Source organism: Chromohalobacter sp. HP20-39, from assembly GCF_033052815.1.
Taxonomy (GTDB): domain Bacteria; phylum Pseudomonadota; class Gammaproteobacteria; order Pseudomonadales; family Halomonadaceae; genus Chromohalobacter.
Genome location: NZ_JAWHTP010000001.1, coordinates 330,218 through 347,582, shown reverse-complemented (window position 1 = coordinate 347,582; position 17,365 = coordinate 330,218). Strand labels below are relative to the sequence as shown.

The following is a 17,365-nucleotide window of genomic DNA, read 5'->3' as shown; positions in this document are numbered from 1 at the left end:
TGACGTATAACTCGTTTGTCGTGCATGCCTGGCGCGCGCACCCTTGAGCGGCTTCTTGCTCAGGGAGAACGTTCATGAAGCCGATAATTGGTGCACAAGCCGCGGCATGGCAAGGCATCGCTTGTATCGTCGCCTCGGTCTTTTGTCTCTCGATGTCTGACGCTCTGGTTAAGTATATCAGCGATGACGTGGGTATTTGGCAGCTGTACGTGCTGCGTGCGCTGTTGGCGTCGCCGCTTTTGGAGTTGTTGCTCGGAAGACGTGGCGTGATGCGTCTGGGTCAAGCGCTGCTACGCCGCTGGGTGCTGGTCAGAACCGGTTTGTTGATGTCGATGTGGTTGGCCTTCTATGCGGCGCTGCCGACGTTGACGCTATCCATGGCAGCGGTGGCGCTTTACACCTCGCCGCTGTTCATTGCCTTGTTCGCTGCCTGGTTGGCCGGCGAGCGGCTTTCGGCAGGAGGCTGGTGGGGAATCGCCTTGGGCTTTGCCGGCGTGGTGCTGATATTGCGCCCGGGGACGATGCATTTTACGCCCACGGTGGCACTGCCGCTGCTGGCGGCAGTGTGTTATGCGCTGGCCTGCGTGGTGACGCGTATCCATTGTCGTGCCGAGGCGCCGCTGGTGCTTTCCGGGGCGCTGAATCTGGGCTTTCTGTGTCTGGGCGCGGTGGGCTGTCTGTGGATGACGCTGTACGGGCAGCCGCCGGCAGGTGGTACCACGCCGGTCTTCCTGACGGCACCCTGGCGTTCGCTTCCAGCCGAGACCTGGTGGCTACTGGCGGTGCTGGCGGTGCTCTTCGTGCTGGCCAGCAGCACGGTGGCCAAGGCGTATCAAATGGCCCCGGCCGCGCTGATCGGCGTGTTCGACTATGCCTATCTCGTCTTCGCGGCGGGATGGAGCTGGTGGCTGTTCAGCGAGACGCCGGATATTGCCACGGCGGTGGGCATGTTCTGTGTGGGCGTGGCGGGGGTGTGCGTCTGGCGCTGTGCGCCCGGACGATCACGCCTTGGTGGCGCTCCAGCGAGCCGCGTGACTGCTCCTTTCCCGCCAACCTGTGGGCGGGGATCAGGTTGAGTCAGACGCGATCCTTCCCTATACCTAAGGGGCAAGTTTCTATTTCAACACGGACAAGGAGTTGTCGCATGTTGGCTTGCCATTGTGTGCGTTGCTACTGATTAGCTATCGCTGCTTTAGTTGCACGTGGGCAGAAATTGCACGTGTTCAGGTGGCGTTCAGGACCGTTGTCTAGTCTTTGAAATCGAGTGTGCGCAAGTGCAAGGCCAGGGGCATGGCCAAGGTTCGTTTGAATCAGCGACGCGAGGGATTCGCATGGAGCTGTTCGCTCTTCTCATCATTCTGATTTTGGTACTGGGGGCCGGGCTGCTGTTGCAGTGGCTGCCCATGCGTCACCAGCCTCGACCCAGCTGGTCTCAGCGGGTGCCGTTTCTGGGCGGGGGGACGCCCGATAGCCACGCCTGGAGCCGCTACCACGTTCGCTATTACCCTATGACACTGCTGCTCATCGCCTTCGAGATGGAGATGATGTTCATGTACCCATGGGCGGTGGTCTTCGTCGAGACGGGCATGAAGGCCATCATGGAGATGGGCATGTTTCTCGCCATCCTGTCGGTGGGCATCGTCTATGCCTGGCGTGAGGGGGTGTTCAAGTGGCAGTGAACTGGCTGCACAAACTCGCCGCGCGTGGCAGCGTTCCCGTGTTTCCCGTGCTGGGCAAGCAGGGCGATAGCGCGCTGCGGCACCTCGCGCTATCGCCGCAAATCGAACTGGTCGACTCGCCGCGCCACGCCAGCGTGCTGCTGGTGGCAGGCGAGGTGCCGGCCGACCGCTTCGAGCCCCTGCGCCGGGTGCATGACCAATTGCCATACCCGTTCACGACGCTATGGTTTCGTAGCGAACCCTGGCCCCATCTGGAGCGCGTGGCCCGTATCGACGAACTCGACGATCTGCCCGGTGCACTGGTCACGGCGCATCGCGAACTGATGGAAGGACGCCGCGGCAGTGCCCATCGTCTCCTGCCGGATGAGCCGCCCAATTCCTGGGAAGGCGAGGGCGACTTTGGCCAGGGCGGCGAAGGCATGATGGGCGGGGTGCCTTACGGGCGGCCCATGGCCATGAACATGGCAGATGACATCCGCGACGGGTTGACGCTGGATTCACTGACTTTCCGGTTGGGGCCGTTCTTTTGCGCGTTTCCGCCCGGCATGGCGGCGGAGATCACCCTGCAAGGGGATCTCGTGCAGACATGGAAAACGCAGCTGGCGCCGTATCCACAGCCTCTCGACGAGGTGTTTTTCGACGCTCGCGAGCGCCCCGTCCCCATTGCGGAGGTCGAGCTTGCCCGGGCTCGCCATCACCTTCACCGGCTGTTCCATGCATTGCACCTGGCGGGTCTGGAGAACGTGAGCCTGCGGACCTTGCGTCTGGCGCATGGATTGTCGACGTCGAGTACCCTCGATGGGTTGCGGCGCGCACTATCACGTAGCGGCTTCTTTCGCCTGACGGCGGGCGGCGGCGTGCTCGACCCCGAGCAGGCACGCATGATCGGCGGGCCCGCCGCCCGAGCTGTCGGACTGGATGATGATCTGCGCGCGGAGGATGCCGGCTATCGACGACTGGGATTCTCCCCCGTCTGTCAGATCGCGGGCGATACCCATGCTCGCTGGCGACAGCTTCTGGACGAAATCGGTCAGTCCCTCCATCTGGCCCGCTTGGCCGAACGTGACAACGTACACACGGAGCGAGCAGGCAGCATCGAGACGCCGCGTGGCCCCTGGACCGAGCAGCGACCGGCAGATGCGAGTGCGCTCTTCGACGAGCTGTTACCCGGACTGGAGTGGGGCGATGCTCTGGCGACGGTCGCCAGCCTGGATGTCGCGGCGTTGGCCGACCAGGCTGTCGGTGAACAGCCATCCGGAGAGTCCCGGGCGGCAGAGGGAGGCACCGGAAGCGATGTTTAGCGAGCTATTTCTGCCGGTTCTCATGGTGATCTGCATGCTGGTTGTCGGCGGTTATGCCGTTGCCGTGCTCGATCGCCTGGTTGCCAGCGCACTTGGCACCTCCCAGGCCGGGCGTGTCTGGCTGGCACCGGTGGCACGCGGCGCCTGGTTGCTGACTCAGCACGCCAATGCCACCGAAGCGCCGGATTGGCGGGCCTGGCGGCTGGCACCGGCCCTGTATCTGGCGTTGGCGGCGAGCGGGCTGGCGGTGGTGCCATGGTCGGCCTCGCTGGTCGCCACGGACCTGGTCACCAGCGTGGTGCTGTGGGGCAGCGTGGAAGCGCTGGCGACCGTCGTCATCTTCTTGCATGGCTGGTCGGCGAATTCGTTACTGGCGTTGATCGGTGGGTACCGGTATGTGGCGCTGGGGCTCTCCTACATCCTGATCAGCATGTTCGTGCTAATCGGTGTGGCATTGCCGGCCGAATCGCTGCAGTTCACACAGGTGGTGGCTTCGCAGGAAGGGCTGTGGAATGTCATCCGCCAGCCGCTGGGACTGCCGCTGTTTCTCATCGTCGGCCTAGGCATGACCTTCTGGGGGCCGCTGAACCTGGCCGATTCGACGGACCTGGCCGGCGGCACGGCCTCGGAGATCTCGGGGCCGCCACGGCTGGTCTGGGACATGGCCCGGGCGGCCATGTTGGTCGCGTTCAGCGGCGTGGCAGCGACTGCCTTCCTGGGGGGCTGGCTGGGGCCCTGGCTGCCCGGCCCGTTATGGATGTCTCTCAAGATGCTGGCGGTACTGGTCGTGCTGCTATTGCTCGGGCGGCTATTGCCGCGACTGGCGCCGGAGCGCTGCGTCACCTTGATGTGGGTCGTGCTGCTGCCGCTGTCGTTTATCGATCTGGTGTGGGCCGGGATAGGAGCGCTGTTGTGATGGAAAGCATGAATCACGGCATTGGTGTCGATATCGCGTTTGTGCTGCTGGCCACGCTGGCGGTGGTTACCGGATGGCGCGTGTTTCGCACCGACTCGATGGTGCGGGCCTCCTTTTTCCTGTTGGTGTCGTTCATTGCCGTGGGGGTGATCATGATCCTGTTGGCGGCGGAATACCTGGGCGTCGCCATGTTCTTCATGATGGCCGTGGAAATGACGGTCATGGCGCTGTTCATGGTCATGTTCATGATGAACCCGGCCGGCCTGAATCCCATGAACATGGTCCACCAGGAACGTATCGCCATTGGGGCCGGCATCGTCGGTTTCCTGGTACTGGGCATCATGGCCCTGTTGGCGACCTTTCCCGACCAGCCGGTGCCGGCAAGCCTCGATCCCGTCAGGTCACTGGGCAACGAAATGCTCGGTGACTCGATGCTGATTTTCGAATCGGCGGGCCTCGTGCTGCTGACCACCATGATCGGCGTGGTGGTGCTGTCGAGCCATCGCGGGCGCTATGGCGCGGCGGCGGAGGGGTCGATGCCGCCAGGGCTGGAACCGGGCGGCGACCCGGCAGGCAAGCCCGAGGAGGACGAAGAGGGCGAGAGTGGTCATCAACATCACCATCATCACCACTGATCAGGACAGACAGGTAGGGAGGCTTGCATGACACTCACCACACTTTTGCTATTGGCAGCGGCACTGATCGGTATCGGGATCTATGGCGCGCTTTCCCAGCAGTCGTTCGTGATGCTGATGATGGGTCTGGAGCTGATCCTCAACGGTGTCATGCTGGCGGCGGTGGCGTTCTGGGCCTTCAGCGGGGCCGGGGCGCCGGAAGGGCAACTGCTGACGATCATCGTCATGGCCGTGATGGCCATCGAGATGGCGATGGGATTTGCCCTGGTGGTCGCGGTCTTCCGCGGTAAGCAAGCCGACATGACCGAAGCGCTGACCGGGCTGAAGCACTGATGCTGTGGTTCGTTCCTCTCTTGCCCTTGCTGGCCGCCCCCGTCATCTACGGGTTCGGCAAGTGTCGGCTAGGCGACGACAGGGGCCGTGCCGCGCTGGCGCTGGCAGGGGTGGCGATCATGGTCGCTACCTTGTTGCTCGCGAGCGGCGCGGTCACGGCGGACTGGGGCGGCACCTATCGCTGGAGTTCCCGAATCGTCCTGTCGATCGGGATGACGCCCGCGAGCGCCGTGTTCGCCATCATCGTGCCACTGATCGCCACGCCGATCATCGTCTACAGCGCCTACCATGAAGCATCGTCTGTCAGTACCGGGGGGACGGCGCGCCCGCCTGTCGGATTGGTGGCGCTGCTGACGGCGTTCGTCGGGGCGATGGAGCTGCTCGTTCTGGCCGAAGATTTCGTCACCTTGCTGATCGCCTGGGAGCTGGTGGGGGCATGTTCGTGGGCGCTGATCGCCCATGAATGGCAGAAGACCGGCAACCTGCGGGATGCCGCCTGGGCATTCCTGGTCACCCGCTTCGGGGATCTGGGGTTGTATATCGCCGCGGCGGCGGTGTTTGCCGGCACGGGGTCGTTTGCCTTTGCAGACCTGGCCCAACTCGATGGGTGGCTGCTGGACGTGTTCGTTGCCGGCGCCGTACTGGCCGCCGCCGCGAAATCCGCCCAGGTGCCGTTCTCTCCCTGGCTGTTTGCCGCCATGTCCGGGCCGACACCGGTGTCGGCATTGCTCCATGCGGCGACCATGGTCGCGGCGGGGATCTACCTGGTGATTCGGCTGCATGCGGAGTTGTCCGCTGTCGCCTGGTTCGGACCGCTTGCTATCACGCTGGGGCTGGCCACTGCCCTGGCAGGGGGCGTCGTGGCCTGTCTTCAGGGCCATGCCAAGAAGCTATTGGCCGCCTCGACGTCGGCCCAGTATGGCCTGATGTGGCTGGCGGCAGGGGCGGGCTTTCCCGGTGTCGCTCTGGTGCACTTCGTCACGCATGCGTTCACGAAAGCGGCTTTGTTTCTGGCGGCCGGCATCGCCGAACGCCATGTCGGCAGCTACTCGCTGAATGCGATGCGCCTGGGCCGACTGCTGCCGGGCGTCGCGGCAGCCGCCATGGTGGCCAGCCTGGCGCTGGCGGGCGTTGTTCCGCTGAGTGCGGCGTGGAGCAAGGAGAAGATCATCACGGCCGCCGGCCATCAGGCGTCCTGGCTGGCCGTGATCGCCGCCGTGGCGGGAGGGCTCAGTGCGCTGTACGCCACGCGTTTTCAACTGCTGGCGTTCGGACGAGGGCGGCATGACCGCATGAGCGAGGCTGTCTCCCGGCCCGGCCACTCCCGGGCGGAGGCCGTCGCGTTCTACCTGCTGGCGGCAGGCACATTGGCGCTGTCGTTACTCTGGTGGCCCGGTGTCGGAAATGGCCTCGCTGATTTGCTGTCTGTGCACTTTCCCAAGACCAAGCTGTGGGAACTAATCGTATCGCTACTGTTGGTGGCGCTGGGCGTGGGCCTCGGCATCTGGGCGGTGCGTCGTGAGGTGTCGAGTCAGCAGAGCGAAACGCGTACCGCTATGGCGGACTGGCTTGGCCTGCCGGCGCTGTCAGCACGTGGCGCGAATGCTGTGATGATGTTCAGCTATGGCCTGGCACGCTTCGACGATCGCGCCGTGGATGCCGGGATCCGTGGCAGTGCCCGCTTCGGTGCGTGGCTGGCCAGGCTGGGAGAGCGGCGTGGCGAAGGCGTGTTCGATGGCGCCACGAGCCAGCTCGCGAAGGGTGTCGACTGGGCGGGGCAAGTGGCACGCCGGGCGCACACCGGGCAGATGCATCATTACTACACCGGTATCGCGGCAGGACTCGCCGCTATCCTGATCATCCTGAGCATAGGAGCGCTCCTTTGATTTTGACTGCAGCCTTGGGGCTTCCCATGCTGGGGGCCCTCGCACTCGCCGTTTCAAGCCGTTGGACCGAGACCACGGCTCGCCGGTGTGCCATCGCGGTTTCGGTGTTGCCGGTGCTGTTGCTGATCTGGGCGTGGCGACAGTTCGATCCGCAAGGCGCGCTATTCCAGTTCGTCGAGGAAGTGCCCTGGGTACCCAGCCTGGGCATGGGCTACAGGCTGGGCGTGGATGGCATTGCCCTGGCTGTCGCGACGATGAGTGCCCTGGTCTTCTCGGCCAGCATCGCCTATCCCGTGGACACGAAGCATCAGCCTCGCCAGTACTACGCCTGGATGCTCTTTCTGCAGTCCGTGTCGCTGGGTGTCTTCCTGGCGCTGGACCTGCTGCTCTTCTATGTCTTTTTCGACCTGAGCCTGGTGGGGATGTTCTTCCTGATCGGCCGCTGGGGACATGGTCAGGCTCAGCTCGCCGCGTTCAAGTTCTTTCTGTACACCTTCTGCGGCTCGCTGTTGCTGCTGCTGGCGATCATCGGGCTCTATCTGTCGGTCGAGCCGCATACCTTCGACATGCGCGTGCTCATCGAGCAGCAACCGCTGGCGGGTGCGGGCATGACGGCCGCACTGGTGTTTCTCGCCCTCATGCTCGGCTTCGCCATCAAGACCCCGATGGTGCCCGTGCATACCTGGCTGCCCCAGGCGCATGTCGATGCCCCGGGGCCGGTCTCGGCGATTCTCGCCGGGGTGCTGCTCAAGATGGGCACCTACGGGATCATCCGCATTCCGTTCGCCATGATGGCGGAGACGTTCTCTCGTCATGCCCTGGTCATTGCGCTGTTCGCGGTCGCATCGATTCTCTACGGGGCCTTCGTGGCGCTCGGCCAGCGCAACCTGAAGCGGCGCATCGCCTACACGTCGATCAATCACATGGGCTACACGGTGCTGGGGATCGCGGTGGCCGGCGCCCTGATCCAGGACACCGAATATGCCCGCGAGCTGGCCCTGGTGGGGGCCACGGTGGAAATGGTGGCGCACGGCCTGATTACCGGGGTGCTGTTCCTCATCTGCGGCTCGTTCTGGCAGCGTACCGAGGAGTATGACCTGGACAGCTACGGTGGTCTGCTTCGTCAGGCCCCGTGGCTGACCGCCTTCGCCGTGCTCGCCTCCTTTGCCAGCCTGGGCCTGCCCGGCCTGGCCGGTTTCGTGGCGGAGTTCCATATCTTTGCCGGCACCTTCGGTGTCTATCCATGGCTCGCCGTCATCGGTGTGCTGGGCATCCTGGTGACGGCGGCGCTGTTTCTGCAGATGCTTCAGAAGGTGTTCTTCGGGGCGATGCCGGAACGCTGGGCGCAGTTCGAGGATCTGCGTCCCATCGAGTGGGGCGTGCTCGCGGTGTTGTCGGCAGGCTTCGTGATCATCGGCGTGGCGCCGGCGTTTCTGCTGACCCTGGTCGAGGCCTCGGCGACGCTGCTGGTAGGAGGCCGCTGATGCCTATCGGTGACGTACTGCCGGAAATCAGCCTGACGCTGGGCGCCGTGGCGATCGTGCTGTTCGCCAGCTTCGTCCGTCAGCAGCAGCATCACTGGGCAGCCGTGCTGGCCCTGCTCGCGATCGGTCTCGGTGCGGGGCTGACCATCGTGCAATGGGGCGGGGCACCGCGGCTGACGTTTTCCGGTGTCTGGGCCCTGGATGGCGTGGCGCTCGCCAGCAAGTTGGTCGTGCTGGTTGCCGGTGCGCTGGTCGTCGCGATGTCGCCTGAATGGATGCGGACCGATCGCCGCCATGGCGAGTACTACGCGCTGGTGCTGTTCGCTCTGCTGGGCGTCATCATGATGGCATCGGCCAACGATACCATGGAGTTGGTGTTGGGCGTGCTGCTGTCTTCGGTGGCGAGTTACCCGCTGGCCGCCTATCACCGTGGCTGGGCGCCCGCGCTGGAAGCCGGCATGAAGTATTTCCTGATCGGCGCCTTGACCAATACGTTGTTGACGATCGGAGTGGTGGTGCTGTTCGGCCTGACCGGCAGTACCGGGTATCCGGACATCGCCCAGGCGCTTGCCACTGACAGCGACCGCCTGGCGCTGACCATCGCCACGGCCTGCGTCGTGCTGGGCCTGACCTTCAAGCTGGCGGCGTTTCCGGCTCACGCCTGGATGCCGGACGTGGCGCAGGGCTCACCGGTACCGGCGGCGGCCTTTCTGACCGTCATCCCCAAGGTCGGCGCCGCGGTGGCGCTGGCCCGTTTCGTCTCTCTGCTGCCGCCGGATGTCGCCTGGCGGGCGATCGTGGCCTCGATCTCCGTCGCCACCATGACGCTGGGTAACGTGGCGGCGTTGCGACAGACGGACGTGCGCCGCCTGCTGGGCTGGTCATCGGTTTCCCAGTCCGGGTATGCCCTGATGGCCATCGTGGTGCTGGGCGTCAGCGATCAGGCCCTGCCGGCACTCGTGTTCTTTCTGGCGAGCTATGCCATTGCCAACCTGGCCGCTTTCGCCGTGGTCACGCACCTGCGGGGACGGACCGCACTGGACGATTATCGGGGGCTGGCCCGGCACGCACCGATCGCGGCCACGATACTGATCGTGTCGCTGTTATCCCTGGTGGGTATCCCGCCGCTGGTCGGCTTCTTCGGGAAGCTGATGCTGTTTCGCGTCACCATCGAGGGCGGATACGCCTGGTTGGCGCTCGTGGCGGTGATCAACACCGTCGTCTCGCTGTTCTATTACCTGCGCATCGTCGCGCCGATGATGTTCGGCAGTGGCCAGTCCGCCGTGCATGTGCTGTCGGGCCAGTGGGCGCGCTCCGCGATGGCCGTGGCGGGCGTGCTGCTGATCGTCGGAGGGCTCGGCGCGGAAGCGCTCTCGTTATTCACAGGTTCGATACGCTTGGCCCCGTAGGCCCCGGCGGACCTGGGCTGCCGGATCCACGTCAATGGAATGATACCGAGGAAGGAGTCGCCCATGTCACCTGCTCAAGGTTCGACGATCGAAACGCCAGACAACCTGCATACCAAGGAATGGCTGCGCGCGTACCAGCGGGTTCGTGCCGCGACCGAGGCCATCTGCGCGCCTCTGCACAAGGAAGACTACATGGTGCAGAGCATGCCGGACGTCAGCCCGCCGAAATGGCACATCGCCCATGTCAGCTGGTTCTTCGAAGCCTTCATCCTGAAACCGTTTCATTCCGCCTACCAGCCCCTCGATCCCGCGTACGATCATCTCTTCAATTCCTATTACGTGACCCACGGCACGCCGTTCCCCCGGCCCGAGCGCGGCATGATCTCGCGGCCGACCGTGGACGATGTCTATCGCTATCGCGCTCACGTCGACCGGGCCATGGAAGCGCTGCTCAGCGATCCACCGCAGGAACATCTCCAAGAGATTCTCCGGCGTCTCGAGCTGGGCCTGCCGCACGAACAGCAGCATCAGGAGCTGCTGCTGATGGATATCAAGCACATCCTGGCCCAGAACCCCTTGTGCCCGGTCTACCGGGACGACCTGGCGTCGCTCCCTGAGCATGACGTCGCTGCGCTCGGCTGGCATGCCTACCCGGCCGGCGTTCGCTGCATCGGCCATGACGGCACCGAGGAGGGGTTCGCCTACGACAACGAGATGGGGCGCCACCGCCAGTTCGTCGAGGCTTTCCAGATCGCCGAGCGCCCGGTGACCAATGGCGAGTTTCTCGAATTCATGCGGGCGGGCGGATACGTCAAGCCCGATCACTGGCTGTCGGACGGCTGGGCCACGGTCAAGGCCGAAGGCTGGCAGGCGCCGCTCTACTGGGTCGAGCGTGACGGTGTCTGGCACCACTACACTCTGGGTGGCCTGGTACCGGTCGACATGCATGCGCCGGTTTGCCATGTCAGCTTCTATGAAGCCGATGCCTATGCGCAGTGGGTCGGTGCCCGCCTACCCACCGAGGCCGAGTGGGAGACGGTGGCCCATGATGCCGCCATTCAGGGCAACGTCGGGCAGGGGAACTTCGTCGAGCAGGACCATCTGCAGCCGGTCGCCGCCGCCGGGGCCACCGGCGCGCCGGGACAGATGCTCGGCGATGTCTGGGAGTGGACGGGCAGCGCCTATCTCCCTTATCCGGGGTTTCGCAAGTTGCCGGGCAGCCTGGGGGAGTACAACGGCAAGTTCATGTCCGGCCAGATGGTGTTGCGCGGCGGCTGTTGTGCGACGCCGGCCGATCACATCCGCGTCACTTATCGCAACTTCTTCCCGCCTCATGCCCGCTGGGCATTTTCCGGCTTCCGTCTTGCCAAGGAGAGCCTCTGATTCACGTCGTGACCCCGGCCACACCGTTCGCTAACGGCAAGCGGCTCCCATTGAGGCATGATCGGTCATGGGGTGAGCTCCGGCGCTCACGCCGAGAGGCCGCTGGCCTCGTCCACGCCGAGATGCAGGTTCATGCTCTGTACGGCGGCACCGGCGGCTCCCTTGCCTAGATTGTCCAGCCGAGCGACGAGTGAAACCTGCTCATGGTTGCCGAACACGAACAGGTCGACTCGGTTGGTGTCGTTGCAGCCCTGCACCTCGAAGAAGCCGCCATCGAGATTGGTTGGGTCCTCGAGGGGCATGACACGGACGAAGGTCTCGCCCGCGTAGTGATCGGCGTAAGCCTTGCGCAGCGCCTCCGCCGTGGTGCCGGGGCTAAGTTGGTCGACATGCAGGGGAATCGTCACCGAAAGCCCCTTGAGGAAGGGGCCGACGATCGGCTGGAAAACCGGGATGCGCTCGAGCCCGCCGTGCACGCGCATCTCCGGCAGGTGCTTGTGGGTCAGCCCCATGGCGTAGGGACGAGGGGCGGCCAGGCGACCGTCGTGCTCGGCCTCGTACTCGGCGATCAGCTTCTTGCCGCCGCCGCTATAACCGGTGATCGAATGCGCTGCCAGTGGTGTGTTTGCGGGCAGTAGGCCGGCGTCGACCAGTGGCCGTGTGAGCATGATGAAGGCGCTGGCATGGCAGCCTGGATTGGCGATGCGCTTGCTGGCGCGAATGGCGTCACGCTGGTCCGGCACCAGCTCGGGTAGGCCGTAGGTCCACTCGGCATCGGTGCGAAAAGCCGTGCTGGCATCGATCAGGCAAGTGTCGGGATTGTCGAGTAGCGCGGCTGCCTCGCGAGAAGCGGCATCGGGCAGGCACAGAAAGGCTACATCGGCGGCATTGAGCAGGCGTGCGCGTTCAGTGGCATCCTTGCGCTTGTCGCTGTCGATGCGCAGCAGTTCGATATCCTCGCGTGCCTCGAGATAGTCCAGCAGTCGCAGTCCAGTGGTGCCTTCCTGACCGTCTACGTATACCTTGAATGCCATGGGAAATTCGTCGCCTCATTGACCGGGTTCGTGCATGCCGGCAGCGCCTGCCAGCGTATCGCCTTCCATTGTGCGGGGCTGCAGCCGCGCTGTCATGTTTCCGAGCGTCAATCCGCTTGTCGTGATCCGTAAAAACGACCAGTCTGAGAGGGCTTGGGACTTCGCAACACCCACTGAGACAAGCATGATAAGGACGAAAAATGAACAAGTGTGTATTGGCTTTCGATGTCTACGGCACCTTGATCGATACCCACGGTGTGGTGGAAGCATTGAGCAAGGAACTTGGCGATGCTGAAAAGGCATTGGCTTTCTCGCAGCGTTGGCGAGACAAGCAACTTGAGTTTGCCTTCCGTCGCTCGCTGATGGGCGCCTATGCGAGCTTCGCTGATTGCACGCGCGATGCGTTGGAATTCACCGACCGCGCTATGGGCAGCCAACTTTCGGAGGTCGCCAAGGATCGGCTGATGGCCCTTTACGGGCGGCTGCCGGCGTTTTCCGATGTCGCCGAAGGGCTGGCACGCTTGAGCGATGCCGGCATGCGCTGCGTGGCATTTTCCAACGGTACCCAGGAAGCGGTGACGGGATTACTCGCCCAGGCGGGGATCCGCGAGCGGTTCGACGCCATCGTCAGTGTCGACGACATCAAGCGTTTCAAGCCCGATCCCGCCGTGTACGCCTATCTGCGTCAATGCACCGAGTCGAGCGCCGCCAATACCTGGCTGATTTCCAGCAATCCCTTTGACATCATCGGGGCCAAGTATGCTGGCTTGCATGCGGCCTGGGTGCGTCGCAGCGCTGAGGCACCCTTCGACCCTTGGGGCGACGAGCCGGACATGACGGTGAGCGATCTCGATGAGCTGGCCGAGCGTCTGGTGAGATGAGCGCGGCGAGATATGCTCAGCCGCCACGCCGCCATCGGAAATAACGTGCCAGCCAGCCGAGCAGGCGCTCGGGCTTGTGGGCGTTCTTCCACACGCCGGCGGTGCCTTTGACGGCTTCCGAAAGGGTCGGGTAGGGGTGAATCGTGCCGAGCAACTTGTTGAGCCCGATGTTGTGTTTCATGGCCAACGTCACCTCCGCCAGCCATTCGCCGGCGTTTTCACCGACCAGGGTGGCGCCGAGGATGCGATCCTTGCCGGGGACGGTGAGAATCTTGACGAAACCAGCGGTGGCGCGCTCGGCGATCGCCCGGTCGCTCTCGGCCATGTCATAGCGGGTGACTTCATAAGCGATGCCCTGGGCCTTGGCCTCGCGCTCGTTGAGTCCCACGCGTGCCACTTCGGGTTGCAAGTATGTCACCGCAGGCATGATGCGGTAGTCGACCTTGAAGTGCTTGAACTCGCCGAACAAGGCGTTGACGGCGACGTGCCAGGCTTGGTGTGCGGCGGCGTGGGTCAACTGGTAAGGGCCGGCGACGTCGCCGCAGGCCCAGATATTGGGCAGTTTGGTCTGTAGCTGCTCGTTGACCTCCAGGGTCCCGTTGTCGCGGGTGGCGATTCCCAGCGCTTCCAGTCCGAGCCCTTCGACGTTGGCCTGACGACCGACGCTGACCAGCAGGCGGTCGAAGGGGATGCGCGTCTGACGACCGTCGGCCGCCTCGACGAGGAGCTGGCTCTCGCCATTCTCGACCGTCACCGACAGCGCCCGGGTGCCGGTCATGACCTCGAGGCCTTCCTCGGCGAGCAGGCCGGCGACGAGTTCGCCGACGTCGTCATCCTCGCGCCCCAGCAGCTGCTCGGCGCCCTCGACCAGCGTGACCTGGCTACCCAGGCGGGCGAAGCTCTGGCCGAGCTCGCAGCCGATTGCGCCACCGCCCAGCACCACCAGGCGGCGCGGCTGCTCGGTCAGCGTCCACAGGTTCTCGGAAGTCAGTACGTCAACCTGCTCGATGCCCGGAATCGGCGGCACCTTGGGCGTGGCCCCGGTGGCGATGACGATATGCCGAGCCGTCAGCGGCTGGCCGTCGACATCCACCGTCCACGGTGACAGCAGTCGCGCCGTGCCGCGTTTCACCTCGACGCCCAGTCCGGTATAGCGTTCCTCGCTGTCATGGGGTGCCACTTCCTCGATGACACGCCGCACATGGCCCATGACCTCGCCGAAGTCGATACGCGGCGCCCCTGCGTGCACACCCAGCTGCTCGGCGTCACGCACGTTCTGGGCGGCCCGCGCGGCGCGAATCAGCGCCTTGGAGGGCACGCAGCCGGTATTGAGACAGTCGCCCCCCATGGCGTCGCGTTCGACGAGCGCGACCTTGGCCCGCACCGCACTGGCGATGTAGCTGGTCACGAGTCCCGCCGAGCCGCCGCCGATCACCAGGATGTCGACATCGAAGTGCCGCGGCTTGGTATACCCCCGATAGCGCTTGCGGCGTTGCAGCCCGTCGACGACCCAACGTGCGATCAGCGGGAAGACGCCCAGCAGGGCGAAGGAGAACAGCAGCGACGGCGACACGACGCCACCCAGCGATTGCAGCTCGCCGAGTTGCTGGCCGGCGTTCACGTAGACCAGCGTGCCCGGAATCATGCCGATCTGGCTGGCGACATAGAACACCGAGGTACGCAGTCGGGTCAGACCCATCACCAGATTGATGACGAAAAACGGGAAAACCGGCACCAGTCGCAGGCTGAATAGATACAGCGCGCCATCACGCTCGATACCTTTATTGATCGTGTCCAGATATCGAGAAAAGCGACGCTCCACGGTTTCCCTGAACAGCGTACGGGAGACTAGAAACGCCAGAGTGGCGCCGATCGTGCTGGCGAAGGAGATGATCAAGAACCCCCAGCCCAGGCCGAACAGGGCACCACCCAGGAGCGTCAGAAACGCGGCGCCGGGCAGCGAGAGCGCGGCGATCAGCACGTAGACGAGAAAGAAGCCACCGGCGACCAGCCAGGGAGACTCGGCGAACCATTGATCGAACCGACCTTGTAGCGACTTGATGGACTCGAGCGTCAGGTAATCGTCGAAGCCCCCCGCGAAGAAGGCAATGATTGCCACCAGGACTACGCCCAGAATTACCACGCGATAATGTTTCAATCCATCCCCCTTGTTTCTACGGTGATCGGCAGGTATCGACGTTACCGGTGACACGATACCCGCGCGCCGGCTCGCCAGCTCCATGCAGTGGCCCAGCGTGGCGACGCGTTCAGGGATTGAGTCGTGCCCGCCCCCTGATCCTTACACGTGGTTGCCATTATCGCCATGAAAAAGGCGATATACCGGTTCCGGTATATCGCCCGCTTTTTCTTACACAACCGCTAACATCGTGCGTTCACGTTCACATCCCTCAGGTACGCGGATCCTGCCATTCCAGCGACTTCAACTCGTCGTTAAGCGGTGTGCCGGCGATATGATTGGTGTAGTTGGACAGCGTCTTGAGACTGACGGCGAGGACCAGTTCGAGTACCTGCTGTTTTTCGAATCCGGCCTCCAGAAACGCCTTCACCTCGGCGTCCTCGGCCCAGCCCCGTGCCTCGACGAGATGCTTGGCGAAGCGCGACACGGCGTTGAGTTTCGGGTCATCGGGGTTTTGCAGGTCGCGCAGCTTCTCGATGTCGCTCTCCGGCACCTTGGCGGCTTTTGCGCCGCCGGTATGGGCGGCCACGCAGAAACTGCAACCGTTGACGGAACTGATGGCGAGTAGCGCAACCTGCTGCTGAGCCGCCGTCAGACTGGTCCGTGAGTAGATGCCATCCAGTGTCTGATAGGCCTCCAGAAGTGCCGGAGCCTCCGCCATCTTGGCGAACAGGTTGGGCAAAAACCCCATCTGTTTTTGCGTGCTTTCCAGGCGATCCTTGGCTTCTTGGGGTGCACTGTCGACCGTATGCAGTGTGAAGTCCGTCATGTAGCTCATCCTCGTGATGATGTATGTCAGCCACTAGGGTAGTCCCCCTCGGGCACAAAGAATGCTACGCCACGTCTCCAATTCATGTCGCAGCGTACATCATCAAGCCGAAATCGCTGCGAATCACGGCCATGCATGCTTGAGTGATGGGGTCCTTTACCTGACAGCGGAAAATACACATGATCCTGGTATTCGATATCAATGAGACGCTGCTCGATACCGCAGCATTGACGCCGCTTTTCGAGAAGATATTTGGCAATGCGGCCGTGCGCGGCGAGTGGTTCCTGACCCTGGAAGAGGCATGGATGACGACCACCCTTGCCGGTCGCTACCTTCCCTTCGGGCTGCTCGCGAAAAGTGCCTTGCGACAAACCGGTTTGCGTCATGGTGTCGACATTAGCGACGACCATCAGCGTCAGCTCCTCGACATACTGATCACCTTGCCGCCACATCCCGATGCGGCGCCTGCCCTCACCAAGCTTCGCGCTGCAGGCTATCAATTGACCGCTCTGACTAACGGCACCCTCGACGCCGTGCAGTGTCAGTTGGAAAACGCCGGATTGCGAGACCTTTTCGACGTCGTGCTAAGTGTCGATTCCGTAGAGACCTACAAGCCAAGCCCAAGCGCATACCAATATGTTGCCGATCACTGGCAAGTATCACCGCGTGAGCTGGTCATGATCGCGGCTCATGGCTGGGACCTTATCGGCGCCGCCAGCGCGGGATATAGGACCGGGTTCATCGCTCGCCCCGGAAAAGTGATCGACACACAACTCTTCGAACCGGACTGGCAAGCTGACTCACTCATAGCACTGGGCCGGCAACTCATAGCAGAGGTTTCACCAACCCCCGGGCATAACGGCTTGTAAGGTTTAGAGCCAGGTTTCGACTAACCAGACGAGACGACATGAATAGGCTGAAACTCGCCTTTCAATGCTCCAATTCGTTGAGAAACTTTAGCAACCCGGGTAAGGAGCTTACCATGAACCGTTTCACAAGCGGCATGATAGCTGGCTTTGTCGCCACTATCGTCCTGTCGCTCATCATGCTGATCAAGGCCAGCATGGGAATCATGCCCCAGCTGAATGTCATCCAGATGCTGGCGCAGATGCTGCATGCCAGAATGGGGCTGCCCCCCTCCCCCTTAGTGGGTTGGCTGATGCACTTCATCATCGGCACGGTGCTCTGGGGGCTGCTATTTTCCTTGCTCGTCGACTCCCTGCCGGGCATGAAACCAATTGCCAAAGGCATGCTGTTCAGTACAGGAGCCTGGCTTGTAATGATGGTGATTGCCATGCCTATGGCAGGCGCCGGCTTCTTTGGCATGAACATAGGCCCGATGGCGCCGGTCATGACGCTGATCTTGCACTGGATCTGGGGCACCGTACTTGGCGCAACATTCAAGAAACTAGCCCGACCTTCATAACAGGCATAAGGGCAGCGGGCGCCTCACGTGGC

General features: G+C 63.3%; 16 protein-coding genes. 13 read left to right on the top strand and 3 right to left on the bottom strand.

Annotated features, from left to right (window positions below):
* Window positions 1-74: 74 nt before the first annotated feature.
* The 10 genes from RVY79_RS01595 (at window position 75) to egtB (ending at window position 11,026) form a co-directional block, all read left to right on the top strand.
* Complete coding sequence (locus RVY79_RS01595; protein ID WP_317462273.1) at window positions 75-1,076, top strand: DMT family transporter; 1,002 nt, start codon at window positions 75-77, stop codon at window positions 1,074-1,076.
* Window positions 1,077-1,331: 255 nt separating this feature from the next.
* The gene (locus RVY79_RS01590; protein ID WP_261506636.1) at window positions 1,332-1,679 is read left to right on the top strand and encodes an NADH-quinone oxidoreductase subunit A; all 348 of its coding nucleotides are present in this window, start codon (window positions 1,332-1,334) and stop codon (window positions 1,677-1,679) included.
* Window positions 1,670-2,980, top strand: a complete 1,311-nt coding sequence (locus RVY79_RS01585; protein WP_317462272.1) for a hypothetical protein — start codon at window positions 1,670-1,672, stop codon at window positions 2,978-2,980. The genes RVY79_RS01590 and RVY79_RS01585 overlap by 10 nt, the downstream gene beginning before the upstream one ends.
* Window positions 2,973-3,896: an NADH-quinone oxidoreductase subunit H gene (locus RVY79_RS01580; RefSeq protein WP_317462271.1), complete on the top strand. Its 924-nt coding sequence runs from the start codon at window positions 2,973-2,975 to the stop codon at window positions 3,894-3,896. The genes RVY79_RS01585 and RVY79_RS01580 overlap by 8 nt, the downstream gene beginning before the upstream one ends.
* Entirely contained in the window at window positions 3,896-4,531 is a 636-nt protein-coding gene (locus tag RVY79_RS01575) for an NADH-quinone oxidoreductase subunit J (protein WP_317462270.1), read from the top strand. The genes RVY79_RS01580 and RVY79_RS01575 overlap by 1 nt, the downstream gene beginning before the upstream one ends.
* 27 nt (window positions 4,532-4,558) lie before the next feature.
* A complete protein-coding gene (nuoK, locus tag RVY79_RS01570; protein ID WP_040242694.1) occupies window positions 4,559-4,864 on the top strand; it encodes an NADH-quinone oxidoreductase subunit NuoK in 306 nt (101 codons plus the stop codon).
* Window positions 4,864-6,750 (top strand): NADH-quinone oxidoreductase subunit L, encoded by a 1,887-nt coding sequence (locus RVY79_RS01565; protein ID WP_317462269.1) that lies wholly within the window; start codon window positions 4,864-4,866, stop codon window positions 6,748-6,750. The genes nuoK and RVY79_RS01565 overlap by 1 nt, the downstream gene beginning before the upstream one ends.
* On the top strand, window positions 6,747-8,234 hold the full coding sequence (locus tag RVY79_RS01560) for an NADH-quinone oxidoreductase subunit M (RefSeq protein WP_317462268.1): 1,488 nt from the start codon (window positions 6,747-6,749) through the stop codon (window positions 8,232-8,234). The genes RVY79_RS01565 and RVY79_RS01560 overlap by 4 nt, the downstream gene beginning before the upstream one ends.
* Window positions 8,234-9,643, top strand: a complete 1,410-nt coding sequence (locus tag RVY79_RS01555) for an NADH-quinone oxidoreductase subunit N (protein ID WP_317462267.1) — start codon at window positions 8,234-8,236, stop codon at window positions 9,641-9,643. Before RVY79_RS01560 ends, RVY79_RS01555 begins: the two co-directional genes overlap by 1 nt.
* A gap of 63 nt (window positions 9,644-9,706) precedes the next feature.
* Entirely contained in the window at window positions 9,707-11,026 is a 1,320-nt protein-coding gene (egtB, locus tag RVY79_RS01550; protein WP_317462266.1) for an ergothioneine biosynthesis protein EgtB, read from the top strand.
* An 86-nt stretch (window positions 11,027-11,112) separates the two neighbouring features.
* Here egtB and argC read toward each other — a convergent pair whose 3' ends face one another.
* Window positions 11,113-12,060 (bottom strand): N-acetyl-gamma-glutamyl-phosphate reductase, encoded by a 948-nt coding sequence (gene argC, locus RVY79_RS01545; RefSeq protein WP_317462265.1) that lies wholly within the window; start codon window positions 12,058-12,060, stop codon window positions 11,113-11,115.
* Between the two features lie 200 nt (window positions 12,061-12,260).
* On the opposite strand from argC, the gene RVY79_RS01540 reads away from it, so the two are divergent.
* The gene (locus RVY79_RS01540) at window positions 12,261-12,941 is read left to right on the top strand and encodes a haloacid dehalogenase type II (protein ID WP_317462264.1); all 681 of its coding nucleotides are present in this window, start codon (window positions 12,261-12,263) and stop codon (window positions 12,939-12,941) included.
* Window positions 12,942-12,957: 16 nt separating this feature from the next.
* Here the strand turns inward: RVY79_RS01540 and RVY79_RS01535 are convergent, their stop codons facing one another.
* Both RVY79_RS01535 and RVY79_RS01530 read right to left on the bottom strand, forming a co-directional pair.
* The gene (locus tag RVY79_RS01535) at window positions 12,958-15,099 is read right to left on the bottom strand and encodes an FAD-dependent oxidoreductase (RefSeq protein WP_317462263.1); all 2,142 of its coding nucleotides are present in this window, start codon (window positions 15,097-15,099) and stop codon (window positions 12,958-12,960) included.
* A 250-nt stretch (window positions 15,100-15,349) separates the two neighbouring features.
* Window positions 15,350-15,907, bottom strand: a complete 558-nt coding sequence (locus RVY79_RS01530) for a carboxymuconolactone decarboxylase family protein (RefSeq protein ID WP_163647949.1) — start codon at window positions 15,905-15,907, stop codon at window positions 15,350-15,352.
* 179 nt (window positions 15,908-16,086) lie between these two features.
* Here RVY79_RS01530 and RVY79_RS01525 point away from each other — a divergent pair, with 179 nt between their 5' ends.
* Both RVY79_RS01525 and RVY79_RS01520 read left to right on the top strand, forming a co-directional pair.
* Window positions 16,087-16,776, top strand: coding sequence for a haloacid dehalogenase type II (locus RVY79_RS01525; RefSeq protein ID WP_317462262.1), 690 nt, complete (start codon window positions 16,087-16,089; stop codon window positions 16,774-16,776).
* A 113-nt stretch (window positions 16,777-16,889) separates the two neighbouring features.
* Window positions 16,890-17,333, top strand: coding sequence for a DUF6789 family protein (locus tag RVY79_RS01520; protein ID WP_317462261.1), 444 nt, complete (start codon window positions 16,890-16,892; stop codon window positions 17,331-17,333).
* The last annotated feature ends 32 nt before the right edge of the window (window positions 17,334-17,365 follow it).

Excerpts from the sequence above, each read along its gene's own strand:
- RVY79_RS01595 (WP_317462273.1), top strand. The coding sequence starts at position 75 with ATGAAGCCGATAATTGGTGCACAAGCCGCGGCATGGCAAGGCATCGCT.
- RVY79_RS01590 (WP_261506636.1), top strand. The coding sequence starts at position 1,332 with ATGGAGCTGTTCGCTCTTCTCATCATTCTGATTTTGGTACTGGGGGCC.
- RVY79_RS01580 (WP_317462271.1), top strand. The coding sequence starts at position 2,973 with ATGTTTAGCGAGCTATTTCTGCCGGTTCTCATGGTGATCTGCATGCTG.
- RVY79_RS01575 (WP_317462270.1), top strand. The coding sequence starts at position 3,896 with ATGGAAAGCATGAATCACGGCATTGGTGTCGATATCGCGTTTGTGCTG.
- nuoK (WP_040242694.1), top strand. The coding sequence starts at position 4,559 with ATGACACTCACCACACTTTTGCTATTGGCAGCGGCACTGATCGGTATC.
- RVY79_RS01565 (WP_317462269.1), top strand. The coding sequence starts at position 4,864 with ATGCTGTGGTTCGTTCCTCTCTTGCCCTTGCTGGCCGCCCCCGTCATC.
- RVY79_RS01555 (WP_317462267.1), top strand. The coding sequence starts at position 8,234 with ATGCCTATCGGTGACGTACTGCCGGAAATCAGCCTGACGCTGGGCGCC.
- egtB (WP_317462266.1), top strand. The coding sequence starts at position 9,707 with ATGTCACCTGCTCAAGGTTCGACGATCGAAACGCCAGACAACCTGCAT.
- argC (WP_317462265.1), bottom strand. The coding sequence starts at position 12,060 with ATGGCATTCAAGGTATACGTAGACGGTCAGGAAGGCACCACTGGACTG.
- RVY79_RS01540 (WP_317462264.1), top strand. The coding sequence starts at position 12,261 with ATGAACAAGTGTGTATTGGCTTTCGATGTCTACGGCACCTTGATCGAT.
- RVY79_RS01530 (WP_163647949.1), bottom strand. The coding sequence starts at position 15,907 with ATGACGGACTTCACACTGCATACGGTCGACAGTGCACCCCAAGAAGCC.
- RVY79_RS01525 (WP_317462262.1), top strand. The coding sequence starts at position 16,087 with ATGATCCTGGTATTCGATATCAATGAGACGCTGCTCGATACCGCAGCA.
- RVY79_RS01520 (WP_317462261.1), top strand. The coding sequence starts at position 16,890 with ATGAACCGTTTCACAAGCGGCATGATAGCTGGCTTTGTCGCCACTATC.